The organism is Klebsiella sp. BIGb0132 (genome assembly GCF_024810075.1).
GTDB classification, from domain to species: domain Bacteria; phylum Pseudomonadota; class Gammaproteobacteria; order Enterobacterales; family Enterobacteriaceae; genus Klebsiella; species Klebsiella terrigena.
Map to the genome: position 1 here is coordinate 13,596 of NZ_JANUDW010000006.1, position 17,573 is coordinate 31,168.

General features: G+C 54.7%; 14 protein-coding genes and 1 pseudogene. 8 read left to right on the forward strand and 7 right to left on the reverse strand.

Annotated features, from left to right (window positions below):
- Window positions 1–31: 31 nt before the first annotated feature.
- Window positions 32–805 carry a glucitol operon DNA-binding transcriptional repressor SrlR gene (gene srlR, locus M2416_RS16760; protein WP_259225859.1) on the forward strand — a complete coding sequence of 258 codons (774 nt, stop codon included), beginning with the start codon at window positions 32–34 and terminating at the stop codon, window positions 803–805.
- A complete protein-coding gene (gene gutQ, locus M2416_RS16765; RefSeq protein WP_041146878.1) occupies window positions 798–1,763 on the forward strand; it encodes an arabinose-5-phosphate isomerase GutQ in 966 nt (321 codons plus the stop codon). Before srlR ends, gutQ begins: the two co-directional genes overlap by 8 nt.
- Here gutQ and norR read toward each other — a convergent pair.
- The gene (gene norR / locus M2416_RS16770; RefSeq protein ID WP_259225865.1) at window positions 1,726–3,270 is read right to left on the reverse strand and encodes a nitric oxide reductase transcriptional regulator NorR; all 1,545 of its coding nucleotides are present in this window, start codon (window positions 3,268–3,270) and stop codon (window positions 1,726–1,728) included. The genes gutQ and norR overlap by 38 nt on opposite strands.
- A gap of 187 nt (window positions 3,271–3,457) precedes the next feature.
- Between norR and norV the strand changes: the two genes are divergently transcribed.
- The 4 genes from norV (at window position 3,458) to M2416_RS16790 (ending at window position 8,077) form a co-directional block, all read left to right on the forward strand.
- Window positions 3,458–4,909, forward strand: coding sequence for an anaerobic nitric oxide reductase flavorubredoxin (norV, locus tag M2416_RS16775; protein ID WP_259225875.1), 1,452 nt, complete (start codon window positions 3,458–3,460; stop codon window positions 4,907–4,909).
- Window positions 4,906–6,039: an NADH:flavorubredoxin reductase NorW gene (gene norW / locus M2416_RS16780; protein ID WP_259225877.1), complete on the forward strand. Its 1,134-nt coding sequence runs from the start codon at window positions 4,906–4,908 to the stop codon at window positions 6,037–6,039. The genes norV and norW overlap by 4 nt, the downstream gene beginning before the upstream one ends.
- A 492-nt stretch (window positions 6,040–6,531) precedes the next feature.
- The gene (locus M2416_RS16785) at window positions 6,532–6,756 is read left to right on the forward strand and encodes a hypothetical protein (protein ID WP_076946049.1); all 225 of its coding nucleotides are present in this window, start codon (window positions 6,532–6,534) and stop codon (window positions 6,754–6,756) included.
- Window positions 6,757–7,555: 799 nt separating this feature from the next.
- A complete protein-coding gene (locus M2416_RS16790) occupies window positions 7,556–8,077 on the forward strand; it encodes a hypothetical protein (RefSeq protein ID WP_259225879.1) in 522 nt (173 codons plus the stop codon).
- Window positions 8,078–8,278: 201 nt separating this feature from the next.
- On the opposite strand, the gene M2416_RS16795 is transcribed toward M2416_RS16790, so the two are convergent.
- Both M2416_RS16795 and M2416_RS16800 read right to left on the reverse strand, forming a co-directional pair.
- Window positions 8,279–8,998, reverse strand: a complete 720-nt coding sequence (locus M2416_RS16795; protein ID WP_259225886.1) for an abortive infection system antitoxin AbiGi family protein — start codon at window positions 8,996–8,998, stop codon at window positions 8,279–8,281.
- A gap of 642 nt (window positions 8,999–9,640) precedes the next feature.
- Window positions 9,641–11,020, reverse strand: coding sequence for an RES family NAD+ phosphorylase (locus tag M2416_RS16800; RefSeq protein WP_259225888.1), 1,380 nt, complete (start codon window positions 11,018–11,020; stop codon window positions 9,641–9,643).
- Window positions 11,021–11,134: 114 nt separating this feature from the next.
- On the opposite strand from M2416_RS16800, the pseudogene M2416_RS16805 reads away from it, so the two are divergent.
- Both M2416_RS16805 and M2416_RS16810 read left to right on the forward strand, forming a co-directional pair.
- A pseudogene (locus M2416_RS16805) lies at window positions 11,135–11,614 on the forward strand (transposase); the annotation flags it as partial.
- 498 nt (window positions 11,615–12,112) lie between these two features.
- Window positions 12,113–12,574: a SymE family type I addiction module toxin gene (locus M2416_RS16810; RefSeq protein ID WP_167691247.1), complete on the forward strand. Its 462-nt coding sequence runs from the start codon at window positions 12,113–12,115 to the stop codon at window positions 12,572–12,574.
- A gap of 49 nt (window positions 12,575–12,623) precedes the next feature.
- Here M2416_RS16810 and M2416_RS16815 read toward each other — a convergent pair whose 3' ends face one another.
- From M2416_RS16815 to M2416_RS16830, 4 genes are all read right to left on the reverse strand, one after another.
- Window positions 12,624–13,637 carry a HoxN/HupN/NixA family nickel/cobalt transporter gene (locus M2416_RS16815; RefSeq protein ID WP_041146886.1) on the reverse strand — a complete coding sequence of 338 codons (1,014 nt, stop codon included), beginning with the start codon at window positions 13,635–13,637 and terminating at the stop codon, window positions 12,624–12,626.
- Complete coding sequence (gene hypF / locus M2416_RS16820; RefSeq protein ID WP_259225896.1) at window positions 13,634–15,868, reverse strand: carbamoyltransferase HypF; 2,235 nt, start codon at window positions 15,866–15,868, stop codon at window positions 13,634–13,636. Before hypF ends, M2416_RS16815 begins: the two co-directional genes overlap by 4 nt.
- A 12-nt stretch (window positions 15,869–15,880) precedes the next feature.
- On the reverse strand, window positions 15,881–16,408 hold the full coding sequence (gene hydN, locus M2416_RS16825; protein WP_076946043.1) for an electron transport protein HydN: 528 nt from the start codon (window positions 16,406–16,408) through the stop codon (window positions 15,881–15,883).
- A gap of 134 nt (window positions 16,409–16,542) precedes the next feature.
- Window positions 16,543–17,556 carry a LacI family DNA-binding transcriptional regulator gene (locus M2416_RS16830; protein ID WP_259225899.1) on the reverse strand — a complete coding sequence of 338 codons (1,014 nt, stop codon included), beginning with the start codon at window positions 17,554–17,556 and terminating at the stop codon, window positions 16,543–16,545.
- Window positions 17,557–17,573: the final 17 nt, after the last annotated feature.

Here is a 17,573-nt window from a genome sequence, read left to right on the forward strand (position 1 = left end):
ATCGAAACTTTAAACGCAGGATGTAACCGCTATGAAACCACGTCAGCGACAGGCAGCTATTCTTGAGCATCTGCAGTCGCAGGGTAAGTGCTCGGTCGAGGAGCTGGCGCAACACTTCGCTACCACCGGCACGACGATCCGCAAGGATCTGGTGACCCTCGAACACGCCGGCACCGTCATTCGCACCTACGGCGGAGTGGTGTTGAATAAAGACGAAAGCGACCCGCCTATCGATCATAAAACGCTGATCAATACCGCCAGGAAGGCGCGTATCGCCGAAGCCGCCGTGCGTTTTATTCACGACGGCGACTCGATTATCCTCGATGCCGGCAGTACGGTGCTGCAGATGGTCCCCCTGCTCAGCCGCTTCAATAACATCACCGTCATGACCAACAGCCTGCATATCGTCAACGCCCTCTCTGAGCTTGATAACGAACAAACGATCCTGATGCCCGGCGGCACCTTTCGCAAAAAATCAGCCTCCTTTCACGGGCAGCTGGCGGAGAATGCCTTCGAGCAGTTCAGCTTCGACAAGCTGTTTATGGGGACCGACGGCATCGATCTGAACGCCGGGGTCACCACCTTCAACGAGGTGTATACCGTCAGTAAAGCGATGTGCAACGCCGCCAGGGAGGTGATCCTGATGGCCGACTCATCGAAGTTTGGCCGCAAAAGCCCAAACATCGTCTGCGGCCTTGAAAGCGTGGATATGCTGATTACCGATGCCGGTATCGACCCGACCTTCCAGCGGGCGCTGGAAGAAAAAGGCATCAAAGTGATTATAACTGGAGAAGATCATGAGTAACTTTCTGTTAGAAGCCGGACGCCAGACCCTGCAGCTGGAGCTCCAGGAGGCGAGCCGCCTGCCTGAACGCCTGGGCGACGACTTCATCCGCGCGGCGGAAACCATCATCCACTGCGAAGGCAAACTGATTGTCTCCGGTATCGGCAAATCGGGCCATATCGGCAAAAAGCTGGCGGCGACCTTTGCCAGCACCGGCACGCCGGCGTTTTTTGTCCACCCGGCGGAAGCGCTACACGGCGATCTGGGAATGCTCGACGGCCGCGACGTGATGCTCTTTATCTCCTACTCCGGCGGGGCGAAGGAGCTCGACCTGATCGTGCCCCGGCTGGAAGAAAAATCGATTCCTCTGCTGGCGATGACCGGCAAATCGAAATCCCCGCTGGCGCTGGCGGCCAGGGCGGTGCTGGACATTGCCGTAGAGCGCGAGGCCTGCCCGATGCACCTCGCCCCGACCTCCAGCACCGTCAACACCCTGATGCTCGGCGACGCCCTGGCGATGGCGGTAATGCAGGCCCGCGGCTTCAATGAAGAAGATTTTGCCCGCTCGCATCCGGCCGGCGCGCTCGGCGCGCGGCTGCTGAATAAAGTGCATCATCTGATGCGTCGCGACGAAGACGTGCCGCGCGTTGACGTCACCGCCAGCGTAATGAGCGCCATGCTTGAACTCAGCCGCACCGGGCTGGGGCTGGTGGCGGTATGCGATGCGCAAAACCGCGTCGAGGGCGTATTCACCGACGGCGACCTGCGCCGCTGGCTGGTGGGCGGCGGCACCCTTGAGGATACCGTCAGCCGCGCGATGACCCGCAACGGCGTGACGCTGCAGGATCAAAGCCGCGCGGTTGACGCCAAAGAGCGCCTGATGAAGCACAAGATCAGCGCTGCTCCGGTAGTGGATGAGCGCGGCCAGCTGGTCGGCGCGATTAACCTGCAGAACTTTTATCAGGCCGGGATTCTTTAAGCCCCAGACGCTTCGCCAGCCGATGCAGGTTGGCGACGTCCATTGCCAGCGCCCGGGCCGCCGCCGCCCAGCTGCGGTTATTCTCCGCCAGCGCCCGGGCAATCGCCTCGCGCTGGAAGGCCTCCGTCGCCTCGCGCAGGTTTATCGCCTGCGTCGGCGCCAGCGGCGCGGCGCTCGGCAGGTTTGGCGCTTCGCCGGCAAACTGAAAGTGCTGCGGCTCCAGCACGATGTCATCACCCGCCTGGGTCGCCCGCGCCAGCACCACCGCGCGATGAATCGCATGCTCCAGCTCGCGGACGTTGCCCGGCCACGGCCAGGCGCTCAGCCTTGCCCGCGCGGCGCTGCTTAACACCACCTGCCCCAGCCCCATCCGCAGGCGACACTGCTCGCAGAAATAGCCAGCCAGCAGCACCATGTCCTGGTCCCGCTCGCGCAGCGCCGGCACCGACAGCGGAAAGACGCTCAGCCGGTGATAGAGATCGGCGCGAAAGCGCCCTTCGACCACCTCCTGGCGCAGGTCGCGGTTGGTGGCCGCCAGCACCCGCACGTCCACCCGCAGGCTGCGATCGTCCCCGACGCGCTGAATATCGCCATACTGCAGCACGCGCAGCAGCTTCGCCTGCAGCGCCAGCGACAGCTCGCCAATCTCATCGAGGAACAGCGTGCCGTTATCGGCCATTTCAAACTTGCCGCTGCGGTTGCTGATAGCCCCGGTAAAGGCCCCTTTGACGTGGCCGAACAGCTCGCTCTCGGCAACGCTTTCCGGCAGCGCCGCGCAGTTGAGGTAGACCAGCGGATTGGCGGCGCGCGGCGAGCCCTGATGCACGGCTTTCGCCACCAGCTCCTTGCCGGTGCCGGTTTCACCGTCTATCAGCACGTTGAGATCCGATGCCGCGACGATATCAATCTCCTTTTTCAGCTGCAGCATCGGCGCCGAAAGGCCAATAATCTCCTGGCGGTCGGCGGCCGGATAGCTCGCGCTCGGCTCCGGCAGCACGTTCTGGTTCTCCAGGCGGGCGATCAGCAGCGCATTGTTGAGCGCCCCCGCCACCAGCGCGGCAATCAGCCGCAGCTCCTCATCGCTGAAGCTGTCAAAGCGGTCGGCGTCCATGCCGTCGAGGGTCAGCGCGCCGATCAGCGTCTGCCCGGCAAACAGCGGCAGCCCTACGCAGGCGTGAACCTTGAGGCTTTCCTGGCCGGGGATCAGCCCGTCATACGGGTCCGGCAGGTCGCTATCTGCCGGGAAGCGCACCACGTCGCCGGCGCGGGCGATCGCCTCCAGGCGCGGATGCCCTTCGAGGGAAAAGCGCCGCCCCAGCACGTCCTGGGCGAGGCCGTCGATCGCCAGCGGCACAAACTGGTGCGCCTCATAGCGCAGCAGCGCCGAGGCATCGCAGCCGAGGATCTGCCGCAGGGTGGCAATCAGGCGTGGGAAACGGTCGGCGTGGCCGATATCGCTTTGCAAATCAATGGCGATTTTCGCCAGCGCCTCTACGGAAAAGCTCATCGCTGCCTCACTGTCATTTTGACAACCAAAATAGTCATAACGACTATTTTAACCATTGTCACTTTGACATCAATGTTTTTAGCAAAAAATAATAAATCAATAAAAATCAACAAATTAAAAAGTTGGCACGCAACTTGATATAAGCAAAACATCTTATTTTGAAAACGCTGAATTAATTGAGGTTGTTATGTCTATTCTGGTTAAAAATAACATTCATTGGGTTGGCCAACGCGACTGGGAAGTGCGCGATTTCCACGGAACCGAATATAAAACGCTGCGCGGCAGCAGCTACAACAGCTATCTCATCCGCGAAGAAAAGAACGTCCTGATCGATACCGTGGATCATAAATTCAGCCGCGAGTTCGTGCAGAACCTGCGCAGCGAAATCGACCTCGCCGATATCGACTACATCGTAATTAACCATGCGGAAGAGGACCACGCCGGAGCGCTGACCGAGCTGATGAACTCGATCCCGGACACCCCGATTTACTGCACCGCCAACGCCATCGACTCCATCACCGGTCACCACCATCACCCGGAGTGGAACTTTAAGGTGGTGAAAACCGGCGACAGCCTCGACCTCGGCAACGGTAAGCAGCTGATCTTCGTGGAAACCCCGATGCTGCACTGGCCGGACAGCATGATGACCTACATGACCGGCGACGCGGTGCTGTTCAGCAACGACGCCTTCGGCCAGCACTACTGCGACGAGCACCTGTTCAACGATGAAGTGGATCAGACCGAGCTGTTCGAGCAGTGCCAGCGCTACTACGCCAACATCCTGACGCCGTTCAGCCGCCTGGTGACGCCGAAAATTACCGAAATCCTCGGGTTCAACCTGCCGGTGGATATGATCGCCACCTCCCACGGCGTGGTATGGCGCGACAACCCGACGCAAATCGTCGAAATGTATCTGAAATGGGCGGCGGATTATCAGGAAGACCGCATCACCATTTTCTACGACACCATGTCCAACAACACCCGCATGATGGCCGACGCTATCGCCCAGGGCATCACCGACATCGACCCGCGCGTGGCGGTGAAAATCTTTAACGTCGCCCGCAGCGACAAAAACGAAATTCTCACCAACGTCTTCCGCTCAAAAGGCGTGCTGGTGGGCACCTCGACCATGAACAACGTCATGATGCCGAAAATCGCCGGCCTGGTGGAGGAGATGACCGGCCTGCGTTTTCGCAACAAGCGCGCCAGCGCCTTTGGCTCCCACGGCTGGAGTGGCGGCGCGGTTGACCGCCTCTCTACCCGCCTGCAGGATGCCGGCTTTGAAATGTCCCTGAGCCTGAAGGCGAAATGGCGCCCGGACCTGGATGCGCTGGAAATTTGCCGCGAGCACGGCCGCGAAATCGCTCGCCAGTGGGCCCTCTCCCCGCTGCCGGCCAGCGCTGATAAAAAAGCGTCGGCTGAACAGAGCGACTGCGCCTGCGCCGCCGCAGCGGCGGCCGACCTCGGCCCGTCAATGCAGTGCAGCGTGTGCCAGTGGATCTACGATCCGGCGAAAGGCGAACCGAACCAGGACGTCCAGCCCGGCACCCCGTGGAGCGACGTGCCGGATAACTTCCTGTGCCCTGAGTGCTCTCTCGGCAAAGATGTCTTTGACGTTCTGGCAACGGAGGCAAAATGAGTGATGGCATCGTCATCATCGGCTCGGGCTTCGCGGCCCGCCAGCTGGTAAAAAATATTCGTAAGCAGGACCCGCAGATCCCGCTGACGCTGATTGCCGCCGACAGCATGGATGAGTACAACAAACCGGATCTCAGCCACGTCATCAGCCGCGGTCAGAGCGCCGACGATCTGACCCTGCAAACCGCCGGCGAGTTTGCCGAACAGTATAATCTGCGCCTGTTCCCGCATACCTGGGTGAGCGACATCGACGCCGAGAGCAAAGTGGTCAAAAGTCAGGATCGCGAGTGGCGCTACGACAAGCTGGTGCTGGCGACCGGCGCCGCGCCCTTTATTCCGCCGGTGCCGGGCCGCGAGCTGATGCTCACCCTCAACAGCCAGCGGGAGTACGGCGCCGCCCAAACCCGGCTCCACGACGCGCGGCGCGTGCTGATCGTCGGCGGCGGGCTGATCGGCTGCGAGCTGGCGATGGATTTCTGCCGCGCCGGCAAAGCGGTGACGGTGGTCGATAACTCCGCCAGCGTGCTGTCAGCGCTGATGCCGCCGGAGGCCAGCAGCCGCCTGCAGCATCGGTTAACCGACATGGGCGTGCACCTGATGCTGAAAACCCAGCTCGAAGGGCTGGAGCAAACCGCTGACGGCATCCGCGTAACCGTCGATCGTCAGCGCAACGTGACCGTGGACGCGGTGGTTGCCGCCGCCGGCCTGCGTCCGGAAACCGCCCTGGCGCGTCGGGCAGGCCTTGAGATTAACCGCGGCGTGGTGGTCGATAGCCGCCTGCGCAGCAGCCATCCGGCAATTTTTGCCCTCGGCGACTGCGCCGAAATTAACGGCATGGTGCTGCCGTTCCTGCAGCCTATTTTGCTCAGCGCCATGTGCCTGAGCAAAAATCTGCTGGAGCAGCCGGGCGAGCTGAAGCTGCCGCCGATGCTGGTGAAGGTAAAAACCCCGGATCTGCCGCTGCATCTGGCCGGAGATACGCGGCGCGAAGACCTGACGTGGAATATCGTGGCCGCCAACGACGGCCTGGTGGCTAAAGGCGTGGATGCGGAAAACCAGCTGCGCGCCTTTGTGGTCAGCGAAGACCGGATGAAAGAGGCCTTCGCGCTGCTCAAGCAGCTGGTGAGCTAAGCGCTTTCCCGGGTCGGATGTCAGCGCCTTGCCCGTGTATGGATACCCCCGTTATACAACCCTCTCTTGAGTTGTGTAACGGGGGTATATTGCGTTCGTATATCCGGCCCCTCTTTCAACACCATCACCATCGTATACGGCCAGGATGCTATCTGCGCCCCTGCTTCCCTTCGGGCTATCGGCTTTTTGTCAGAGCGCCTTTAGCCAGGCCAGCTTATTATGAGAAATGTTTATCTGGTAAAAATGCTCAACCAATTGCGTCCATTGCTCCCTGGTTTCGCAAAGTGAATGGGCTAACGCCAAAAGACGTGTGTGGAAGGTGAAGAGTGCCCTGCAGACCTACACTCGCCTGGAGGCCAGGCCTGCCACGGACAGAATCACCGCAAAATCCTTCAGGACGAGAATTAGTTTTACCCCTACATTTAGTGGTGGTTACGTGAAGGAGGTTCATCTATTCTGCCTTTATCAACGAGCAGGCCGGAGTCACTCTTTGTGGATAATCCCATTCTTCAGAAAACCCTCATTATCGTTATTCTCATTCTGTGGGTAATCGATGAATTCCGGACCAGGAAAAGAAAAACCGCTGACCCCGCTATTGAAGCCGCTGATGCCAGGGAACGCCATCAATGGCGCTATCTCAGATGGGGGTTCCGGGCAATACAAGCGGCAGCGACGGTGTATATCGTCGTTCAGCTGATTCAGGTATTGCTGAGATAGATGACACAGGCAGGTACAGCTGGACAGACACATTTTACTGTCCAGTTGGGCCTTGGTGAGCGCCATGAGTGCCAGGAACGGACATTGTTGCCATCTATCTGCACAAATCTGTGGTGAGCCGCTCACTTTTGGGGGAATGAGTTCCTCAACTGTTTGCGTTTATAAACACAATCCCTTAGATTCTCTCCTATTATCTACTAACATTTTATCTAGTGAAAATGCCCAGTAATCATATGTATGCAAGTCTATTATCTTAAAAAAACTTAAAGTTGGCACATCAAGGAAGTGGCTTACGGTCTATTACTGAGTTTTCTCTCTATTCCGATAGTCAACCAATTGGGGCGGTTGATGATGATTCAGTTTACTGTTTTCTGAATATGTTACCCAGGATAACCAAACAATCCACTGTTGCATCTTCAATTACAGTGCGCACAAAGTGGTATAGTGACTTAAACAATATGATTTTTTCTAGTTCTGAAAGTCATACAAAGGATTATCATGGTGGGTGGTATAATGATGAAATAGCTGCGCTTTCAAGTTTATTACTTGGTGTCCGTTTTCATGCTGGGTCAATTACTCGTCACTATGATTACTACACAGGTGATTTCGGAAGGATTCAAGCGGAGAGTTCTTTAAATATAACAAACCCATAGTACCTAATGATCTCAAATAAATTGATATAACTAGCCTTAAAGTACTTAACAATTTACATCTCTTAAGTGAAAAGAATTTCAACCATTGAATTAGAGCGGCCAGAAGCTATCAAAATGCATTATGGATCTGCGAGTCATCTCCAAATATGAGTTGGCTATTGATGGTGTCAGCCCTAGAATGTGCGGCCAGTCAATGGGCAAAATCCACTGCGTCTAAAGAAGAAAGATTTAAACATGCCAAGCCTGAATTATATGAAAAATTGGATACCAATGAATTTAGACATTTAATCCCTATTATTGCTAATGAGTTTAAAAATTCATTTGGAGCGACAAAGAAGTTTGTGGATTTTTGCCTCTATTTCCTTCCAGATGAACCTAATGTGAGGCCAAAAGCAGGAAGAATTGATTGGGAAAAAGAATCGTTATCAGCAACTTTTAAAAAAATATATTGCTACCGTTCTAAGGCATTACATAGAGGACAACCATTTCCTGAGCCGATGTGCTCCCATCCTGAAGTATGGGATGGGTATACTGCTGAGCGAGCGAGAGCATGTTCAACCTTAGGTGGAACATGGTTGAATGAAGATGAGCCAATTAATTTAAACACATTCAACTTTATAACCCATTCCATTTTGAATAAGTGGTGGCAATCTTTATTACCAAGTTAACACTGTAAGTATCAGTGAAAACCGCACCATGTAATTTTATATATGTACCAGACTGGAGGAAAATGTCCTCTTATCGCTCACAGCGAACCTTCAACCAAGCTAGCTTGTCCGCTTTGCCAAAAGCGGACTAATATTAAATCAAAAAAAACAACAATATTTGCAGATGAAAATTTAAAAACATTATCCAAAATGATGCGCAATTTAAAAATCATCAAATACATGTGTTGTTATTAGTAATTTCGGCATGATCAAGGCAAATTCATTTTCATCAAAAATAGACTGTAATTTTTTTACTATTTTACGACTCATAATTTCATCTTTAATGAATATGTATTTCACATCATCCAGTGAAAAATTCAATTGAGAGATCCCCTCTTTACTTATTGAATTATTAGCCTCAGTTTTCCAGTCGGTATTTGGTATAACCTTTCTTATTGGGATAATATCTGAGTCTATGTCAGGGATATAACGCCATTCATGTTCATTCGCAAAGCGATAATTTTCAATCAATGGTTTTTTAGTTCTAACTAAATCACCCTCATAATTTTTCATATATCTCATTGTATTAATAAAGTCATTGTATTGTTCTAAAGCCATCTTATATTCTTCAAGAGAACCCTCTGATTTAAGATGCTTCATTAAGTCTCTTAATTCACGTAATCTTGTATCTAAACGATCAAACATTGAACAGTCTTTGCTGATGTAACTGACAGGATTTAATCCTTTACTAATTGCCCATTTTTTATTAAGCGCTATGCCATATTTCCCATACTTGGTTATATGCTCATTCAACTGAGAAAGACGGATATCACAAAATGAAACCATTGGAATACCAAATGTTCTACTTGCATCCGTCCCTATTATTTCTTCTTTCGCATATGAAACTTTAAAAAACATACCCTCTAATATGTTAATTAACACATTAGAGCGCCTCGTGAAATGACATACCACACTGGGATATAAACTGCGCTCTAATTTACCTTTACTCATATACACCCCGAAACTTTCATAATATAAGCAACCTTAAATCAATTTGTTGACATGCCTAATTGAATGTCATATAGAGTAATTGAATTTTATATTTATTTCTATAGTTTAATTGCGTTTATGTCATGGTTAATTATGATGCTGACATTTGTGAATGTCAGTATGTTTTTTTGTAAGATTGTTAACATAATGTTCAGCAACTGCGCCAGAATATTAAAATATATCGCATTGCTCATACAAGCCTGATGCTTTGCATTCCGTTTAGTGCCAGCAATTGAGCATTGCTAATCGTATTGCATTTTTGTTGACTAAGAGTATATTTGAACCTGAGCAAAGGTGACTATCCACAGGGTCTGACTTGCTCCCCGTAGATTAATACACCGCAATTTTAGTAATGTAGTGGTTAGAATAATTACCAACTTCCGCTCATCGCTCAAAACAGACGTGTCTGTTCACCAATCTGTCCGCTTGGTATCAAGGGACGCCAGTAACGCTATACCGGCGACACAGGGTGAGTTCCTCCCTTAACTGTCCTCACATCATCTTTATAATGGTTTACCCTGATGTAACGGATGATCAGAAGTCCATCAGGTCATCGAATTTCTGAGGTGGCTCTTGTTTTTTAACACTATCTCCCTGATGAATCTCCGTCTCACTTGTTCTGTATTTTACACCAGTAATTTTATGATAAGTCATACTGTTGGTTTTCATCAGTAGTGCATCATTTGTGTCATGCGAGGATGAAAATGAGCCCATATATCTCGGTTTCATTTGTTCCTCAACTATCAATTTAATTTCCGGAACAAAAGCATACTGGTCATCTTCGATGTGTTCATACATCTCAACATTATATCGGCGAGATTTATCTGCGGCATGCCTGACGCCGGAAGACTTATTGAACAGAACGACATTATATCCTGTTTCAGCATCCTCACCATTGGCATCTACCTGGGTAGATTTAAAGCTGACCCCATCAAGCTTAAATTTATTTCGGTCACCTAGGTAATCGGCAACCACTTGGGTGATGAGGTAATCACTGTCCTGCCTTTTTCCAAAAGTAGGAAGCGTCAGCTTACGGGACAGCGTACTGAAAAAGATCGCGCGCTCACTGGTTTTGCGAGTCTGAGGATCAAATTTACTACCTGAGCCGAAACTAAGCGAGTCAAGGGCAGAAATGTCCAGCACTTTTAGCTCGCGTAACGGTACAAAAGAGGCTGTTACTACAATACTGCCGACGGGCGGCCTTACTTCAGCAATTGCCAAATTCACTGAGGTTGCACCGTAAAATACTGAAATCCCTTGTGCGTTCATACGGCCCGACCGCGCCAAAGTTGTTGGGGGAGGTCCAAAATTTTTCTCGGGCTGCTCCAAGGCTTGCTTTACTTCCTCTTGGTCCTCAAAGACCCTTGCACGAAAAAGATGAACCTCATCAGTCAGAGTTTTTATCGGTGAATTACTGTCTCTGTTTTTTAGTTTATCGATATCACTGAAAAGTGAATCCAGGAAATCATTAACTTCACGGTTAAAATATCGCGTTTCTTTCATAAGGGAGTCAGTGGCTTTACTCCAGGTATGCGCAAGCTCTCCGCTAGAGTGATTTATATGCCGATAAACAAACCCATCATCATACCGGATGTAGTCATAATCGTTATGCGGGTTATATTCATCACAAAGAAATTGATAAATATCTTCAGCTACGTCCCATTCGACGCCTAGTTCTCCGCAGATGACATCCTGCGCGCTATCACCACGCCCGGAATCATAGATATCCTCATACATATCATAGTAGTATTCAAAAACCTCGTTCATCATCCTGAGGATATATTCGAGGTGGATATTTTTACGTTTCCGTTTGCAGTAAGAGCAAATCCGATCGTTATTACCGGTTTGTCTTATATGCTGCATGACATATTTATCATTCACGCATTTATGACAAATATACTTATCTTCCCACATTTTTTACCCACTCATCATCTGCTGATACAAGGTCACTTTCCTGCAATTTTATAATTAAATCAAGCATAAAAAATCCCTTCTCACCTCAGTGCTTTCAGTGTAAAAATAGATGGAGTGATGGACATAACTTGCATCCGAAATCACGAAGGCTGGCTGTATCTGGCCTTGGTTGATGACCTGTTCTCACGCAAAGTGGCTAGCCAATGTAACCCTGGGTCACAAAAGTTGCTGTCCTGAATGCGCCTATGATGGCCGTGTGGAGACAGAATCCTCAAAAACAGGTGTTTGTTCATTCTGAACAAGAAATCCAGTACACAAGCCGTGAGTGGCAATAGTTCCTGAAATCACACTGACTGGAAGGCAGTATGAGCCATCGTGGTAACTGTCACGGCAACGCAGTTGCAGAGAGTTTTTTTTCAGTTACTGAAGCGAGAATGGATTAAGAAAAGATCTACGAAACGCGAAGATGTTCGTAGTGATATTTTTGATTATATCGAAATATTTTATAACAGTAAGTGTTGGCTTGGTTCGAGTGATCGGATGCCAGCTACCGAATATGAAAAGCAATATCATCAACGGTTCAGAAATATCTAGATTATTCGTAGAGATTCATATTGATTGATACAAGATAGTATTAGTAATGTGCTGCACTGATAATAATTACGAACTTCCGCCCCTCGCTCATACCAGCCCTTTCACCTTACCGTTCACCTTGTTGCCTGTAACATCTGACTCGCCCCAGTGTCCAGGTGACGGAATGAGGTATTCCACAGTCCGCCGTTCTTGCGAAAGGCATTGGATAGATACCCTCAATGCCGCTACCCATGACAAAATCCCCGTGTACTCTTATTAATAATGCAACGTTGCATGATTTTATATTCTTTCCTGAATCCCCTTCGCATTACTCAATGTTGTCCATGATATATATACTGTGTTTTTATTCAGTGCAGTATAATAAATAAACCCAGATAAAACCCTCACCAGTCATAACGGAAGGATGGAATAAGCAGGAAGATTTTTAAAGAGCGCGGTATGAAAGTGTAACCAGCACTTCCACACCGCTAACCACAGACAACTAAAAGGGAGTTGAATATGGCTGAGCAGAATTTTAAGCCAGAAAGTGCTATTGCCAAAATAGATTCTGATGAATCAGAAACGAGTGGTAAAAATTGCGAGCTGGAACGTAAAAAATCCGTTAAGCACTTGCAGAATAAATCCACAACGGAGTCACCGCTACCGCTTGACCGCACGGAGTTTTATGACCGTATGCGGCATGACTATATCCCGCTCCAGGGTGACTGGCTTTCGCAGGCCGGATTTACGTCGGGTATGCCGGTAAGAATCAGAGTGATGCCAGATTGCATTGTGATCACCGCCCAGAACAGCCGGGAGCTGTTCGGCTGTGCCGAAGGGTTAAGCGCGGCTCATTTCAGCAAGAAGAAAATGGACTTGTGGATCAAGACGTTTCCCGGTGCGCTTAACGATACCGGTGACCTGCCGGTCATCCGGCGGGAGAATCCCCGCTATGATTGCCTGAAGCGAAGCCGTGACTGACCCTTAAGGTAAAATCCCGGCTCAGGCGGCCGGGACGATATCCCCCGACCTACTGCGCCAGATTATCGTATCCGCGCCAGCGATAGTTAATCACCGACAGCACCCAGCAGGCGACAAACAGCCCGATGACTACGAAGCCGGCGTTGCCAAGATTATCGTTCAGCGCCGCCACCCAGCGCCACGGCCCGCCGCTGAGCGCAAACTTATCCATCAGCAGGCCCAGCGCCTCCATGCCGCCGATAAACAGCGCCACCACCACCGAAGTCCCGGTAATGGTCATATTGTAATAGAGCTTGCGCTGCGGCTTGCTGAACGCCCAGCCGTAGGCGCCGACCATCAGCACGTTATCGAGGGTATCCACCAGCGCCATGCCGCTGGCAAACAGCGCCGGGAAGACCATTATCGACCAGATAGAGATGCCGCTCGAGGCGCTGGCGGCGGAGATCCCCAGCACGCCAATCTCGGTCGCGGTATCAAACCCGAGGCCGAACAGAAAGCCGACCAGGTACATCTGCCAGCTGCGGCTAATCAGGCGGAAGGTTTTGCCGAACAGCCAGCTCATCATGCCGCCGCCCGCCGCCACCTCGTCGCTCACCTTCTCCCCGCGCTTCCACGCCTGAAAGCTACGCCAGACGCTGCGCAGAATAACCAGATTGATAAAGGCCATCAGCAGCAGAAACAGCGCCGAAACGGCGGTGCCGATCGCGCTGCCGGTATCGTGAAACCAGCTCATCTGCTGGCCGAACGCCGTCGCGGTAGCGGCAATGGCGGCGGAGGCCAGCACCACTATCGACGAGTGCCCCAGCGAAAACCAGGCGCCCACGCCGAACGGACGCCGCCCCTGCTGCATCATCTTGCGCGTCACGCTATCAATCGCCGCAATATGATCGGCATCGACCGCATGACGCAGGCCGTATCCCCAGGCCAGCAGGCTGGCGGCCATCAGCGCGCCGCTGTCGCCAAAGGCCTGCCACGCCCAGACCCAGGCGACCAGGTTGGCCACAATAAGCCCCAGCACCAGCGCTGCGGCGCGCGGCTGCTGGCGTAAAATCGTCACTATCATGATGGTGTCCTGTGAGCCTGCCAGCGGGCGGCGGCGACCGCCGCCTGACCAAACGCGATGGCTCCATCACCGGCAGGCAGCTGATGCGGAAACAGCAGAGTAAAATCCGCCAGATAAAACGTCAATCGGCAAACCAGTAGCCGGTTGTGCAGCACCCCGCCGCTAAACACCAGCGTAGAGATGCCGCGCCTGGCGGCGTGGTCGCGCACCATTGCCGCCAGCCCGCGGGCCAGCGCATCGTGAAAGGCCCAGGCCTTGTGTGCCGGCTGCGCCTGCCAGCCTAGCCACAAGCGCCAGAAGGTGGCGAGATCCAGCTGGCCGTCGCGCCACGGCAGGCTAACCGGATGGTCGACGCCCTCGCAGGTCGCCGCCAGCGCCTCCAGCCGGCAGGCCGCTTCCCCTTCGTAGCTCAGCGTGGTCGGCGCGCAGCCCAGCGCGCAGGCCACGGCATCAAACAGCCGCCCGCAGGAAGAGGCCTGAGGCGCATTAATTCCCCGTTCGACGGCGCGGGCAACCAGCGGCCACGCCTGCCGGAGCAGAGCCTGGGTTTCGGGATAGCGTTGCCACTCCGGCACAAAGGCCAGGCAGTGGGCCAGCAGGTTGCGCCACGGCTGACGCGCCGCCAGATCGCCGCCGGGGAGCGCCACCGCCGGCAGACCCGCCAGATGCTCGCACTGGCGGTAATTCACCCGCAGGCATTCGCCGCCCCACAGCGCACCGTCTTCCCCCATGCCGATGCCGTCCAGCACCAGGGCGATGACGTCCCCGCCCGCCAGCGGCCAGCCGTGCTCCGCCAGGCAGGCGGCGGCGTGGGCGTGGTGGTGCAGCACCCGCTCGGTCGGCAGCGGCATCGACGCCGCCCACTTCGCCGAACGGTAGCCCGGATGCGCATCGGCCACGATCCCCTGCGGGGTAAAAGCGTAAATCTCCTGCATCAGGCGCAGCGCCTCGCGCCACTGCGCCTCCACGCCCTCATCGCCGAGGTCGCCAAAATGCTGGCTCAGCACCGCTTCACCGCCGCGCACCAGGCAGAAGGTATTTTTCATATCCGCGCCGAGGCACAGCAGCGGCGGGACGTCATGAAACCCCGGCGGCAGCGGCAGCGCGTCCGGCACATAGCCGCGCGAACGGCGCAGCATCTCCCCGCTTTGCCGCACCACGGAATCATCCATCCGCTGCACGATATCGCGGTTATGCAGCAAAAATCCGTCGGCAATCCCGGCTAAATCCGCCAGCGCCCGCTCGTTAGTCAGCGCCGGAGGGCGCCCGCTGAGATTGCCGGAGGTCATCACCACCGGGCGCGCCAGCGCCTGCAGCACCAGGTGCTGCAGCGGGTTCGACGCCAGCATGACGCCCGCCTCCGCCAGTCCCGGCGCGATATCGTCGCACAGGCCGTCGATCCGCGTTTTATTCACCAGCACCACCGGCGCGGCGGGCGACGACAGCAGCGCCAGCGCCTCGGCCGGCAATCCCTCCGCCGTCGGCAGCATCACCGCCAGCGGCTTAGCCGGGCGATGCTTGCGCTGGCGCAGGGTCGCCACGGCGCCCGCGTTTCCGGCGTCGCAGGCGAGATGGAAGCCGCCAAGCCCTTTAATTGCCACAATCTGTCCGGCAGCAATCCGCTCCGCTGCCGCCCGCAGCGCCGCCTCGCCGTAGCAGCGCTCCTCCCCGCTGCGCCACTCAAGCCGCGGCCCGCACGACTCGCAGGCCACCGGCTGGGCATGAAAGCGCCTGTCGGCCGGATTGCGGTATTCGGCTTCGCAGGACGGGCACAGCGGGAACGGCGCCATCGCGGTAAACGGGCGGTCGTAGGGCATGGCGCGAATAATGGTAAAGCGCGGTCCGCAGTGGGTGCAGTTGATAAACGGATAGCGGTAGCGGCGCTCCCCGGGATCGTTCATCTCCGCCAGGCACGCCGGACAGGTGGCGGCATCGGGAACGATCTGCGTGCGCATGGTTCCGCCTCCGCTGCGGCGGATGGTGAACGCCTTAGGCAGGGCCTGCCAGACAAACGGCGCGGCCCGCGCGCTGTCGATTCGCGCCAGCGGCGGACAGTGGCGAGCCAGCGCGGGGATAAACTCCGCCTCGTCGCCCAGCAGGCGCACCAGCACGCCGTCGCCGTCGTTGCACACGTCGCCGAGGCGCCCTAAGCGCTGCGCCAGCTGCCAGACGAAGGGGCGAAATCCCACCCCCTGCACCTTGCCGCGGATGCGGATTTCCACCCCGTTCATGCCGCTATCGTCCTACCAGGCCAGCGCCGTACGACGACGTTTTTCAATATTCATCTGCTCGAGCTTGTTGCGGTCAACGCAGATAAGCGCGTGCGTCGGGCAGACGTCCATACAGGCTGGCCCCTCTTCGCGATGATGACAAAGGTCGCACTTATTGGCTTCGGCTTTTTCCGCCGTCACGTTCAGGCCCGCGCCGCTATGGCGGATCACCGGACGCACCACCACTTCCATCGCCCCGTACGGGCAGGCCACGACGCAGGTTTTGCAGCCAATGCAGCGCTCCTGCATCACGTGGACAAAGCCCTTATCGCGGCTGATGGCCCCGTTCGGGCAGACGTTAGCGCAGGGCGCGTCTTCACACTGACGACAGGCGGTGGCCGTCGACACGTTGACGCCCTTGATCACATGGATACGCGGTAAAAAAGATTTTGGCGTCAGCGCGGCGCAGTCCTGATTAGCCTGATGAGAGACCACGCAGGCGACTTCGCAGGTGCGACAGCCGATGCATTTGCTCGCGTCGGCAATAATGAAACGGTTCATCCATTTCTCCAGCAGTAAGAAGGTTACGCGCCGGAGTATGCATAATACGTTCCAGTTTTTATCGCATTGATAGTAAAGGAGATTAATTAGCTGGTTTCTGTCATCGTCAGATGTGACGATGACAGATGACGATCTCAGACGCCGGGGCCAGCGGTAAGAGAATCACGCTCAATCAGCTCGCCGGGGAAGGTTTGCTGGAATTTTAAATCGCCGCCGTCGAGCATAAAAATCAGCCGGTTAATGCTCTCTTTGATCATCTCCGTCACCGGAATTTTGACGCTGGACAGCGCCGGGATCATGTAGGGCGCCAGCACGATGTCATCGAAGCCAATCACCGACACCTGCTCCGGCACCTTCACGCCGTGCAGATGCAGCTGCTTCATCGCGCCAATCGCCATATCGTCGTTGCTCGCCACCAGCGCGCTGTAGCTAACGCCGCGCTGACGCAGCGTCTCAACCCCAGCCGCGCCGGTTTCCGGCGTCCATTTTCCCTTCACGATCAGCGCTTCGTTGAGCGCGATATCGTGCTGGGCCAGCGCCTCTTTGTAGCCGGCAAGGCGCTCGATGCCGGTAGGCGAATCCAGCGAGCCGGTGATAAAGGCAATCTCGCGATGGCCGCGGGCGATGAGCTGGCGTACCGCGGCCAGGGCCGAGGCTTTTTGATCGGACCAGACGCAGTGGCTGGCGTTGCGCCGCAGGCGGCGGTTAAGCACCATGATCGGCCTTTCGTGCTGCTCAACGATGGCGTCCATTTCATCGACGCTCAGAAAGCGCGGGTAGATAATAATCGCGTCGCAGCGCAGGTCGAGCAGGTACTGAATCGCCTCCCGCTCCTCGTCGGCGCTGTGCTTGCCGTCGGCGAGGATCAGCTGACGCCCCTTGTCTTCGGTCATCCGCGCGACCTGAAACAGCAGCTCGCTGAAGTAAACCCCGTGATAGAGGGTATTGGTAACCACCAGCCCCAGGGTCTGGCTCTTTTTGGTAGCCAGGTTGCGCGCCAGCAGGTTCGGCCGGTAGCCGCTTTCGGCAACGGCCTGGAACACGCGATCTTTCGTCTCCTGGCTGACGTAGCCGTTGCCCGATAGCACCCGCGAAACCGTCGCCTTCGACACCCCTGCGCGCTTAGCGACCTCCAGCATCGTTGCCATGTTGTTCTTCCTGTTGC

Coding starts and splice junctions, on each gene's coding strand:
- srlR (WP_259225859.1), top strand. CDS start 32: ATGAAACCACGTCAGCGACAGGCAGCTATTCTTGAGCATCTGCAGTCG.
- gutQ (WP_041146878.1), top strand. CDS start 798: ATGAGTAACTTTCTGTTAGAAGCCGGACGCCAGACCCTGCAGCTGGAG.
- norR (WP_259225865.1), bottom strand. CDS start 3,270: ATGAGCTTTTCCGTAGAGGCGCTGGCGAAAATCGCCATTGATTTGCAA.
- norV (WP_259225875.1), top strand. CDS start 3,458: ATGTCTATTCTGGTTAAAAATAACATTCATTGGGTTGGCCAACGCGAC.
- norW (WP_259225877.1), top strand. CDS start 4,906: ATGAGTGATGGCATCGTCATCATCGGCTCGGGCTTCGCGGCCCGCCAG.
- M2416_RS16790 (WP_259225879.1), top strand. CDS start 7,556: ATGAGTTGGCTATTGATGGTGTCAGCCCTAGAATGTGCGGCCAGTCAA.
- M2416_RS16800 (WP_259225888.1), bottom strand. CDS start 11,020: ATGTGGGAAGATAAGTATATTTGTCATAAATGCGTGAATGATAAATAT.
- M2416_RS16810 (WP_167691247.1), top strand. CDS start 12,113: ATGGCTGAGCAGAATTTTAAGCCAGAAAGTGCTATTGCCAAAATAGAT.
- M2416_RS16815 (WP_041146886.1), bottom strand. CDS start 13,637: ATGATAGTGACGATTTTACGCCAGCAGCCGCGCGCCGCAGCGCTGGTG.
- hypF (WP_259225896.1), bottom strand. CDS start 15,868: ATGAACGGGGTGGAAATCCGCATCCGCGGCAAGGTGCAGGGGGTGGGA.
- hydN (WP_076946043.1), bottom strand. CDS start 16,408: ATGAACCGTTTCATTATTGCCGACGCGAGCAAATGCATCGGCTGTCGC.
- M2416_RS16830 (WP_259225899.1), bottom strand. CDS start 17,556: ATGGCAACGATGCTGGAGGTCGCTAAGCGCGCAGGGGTGTCGAAGGCG.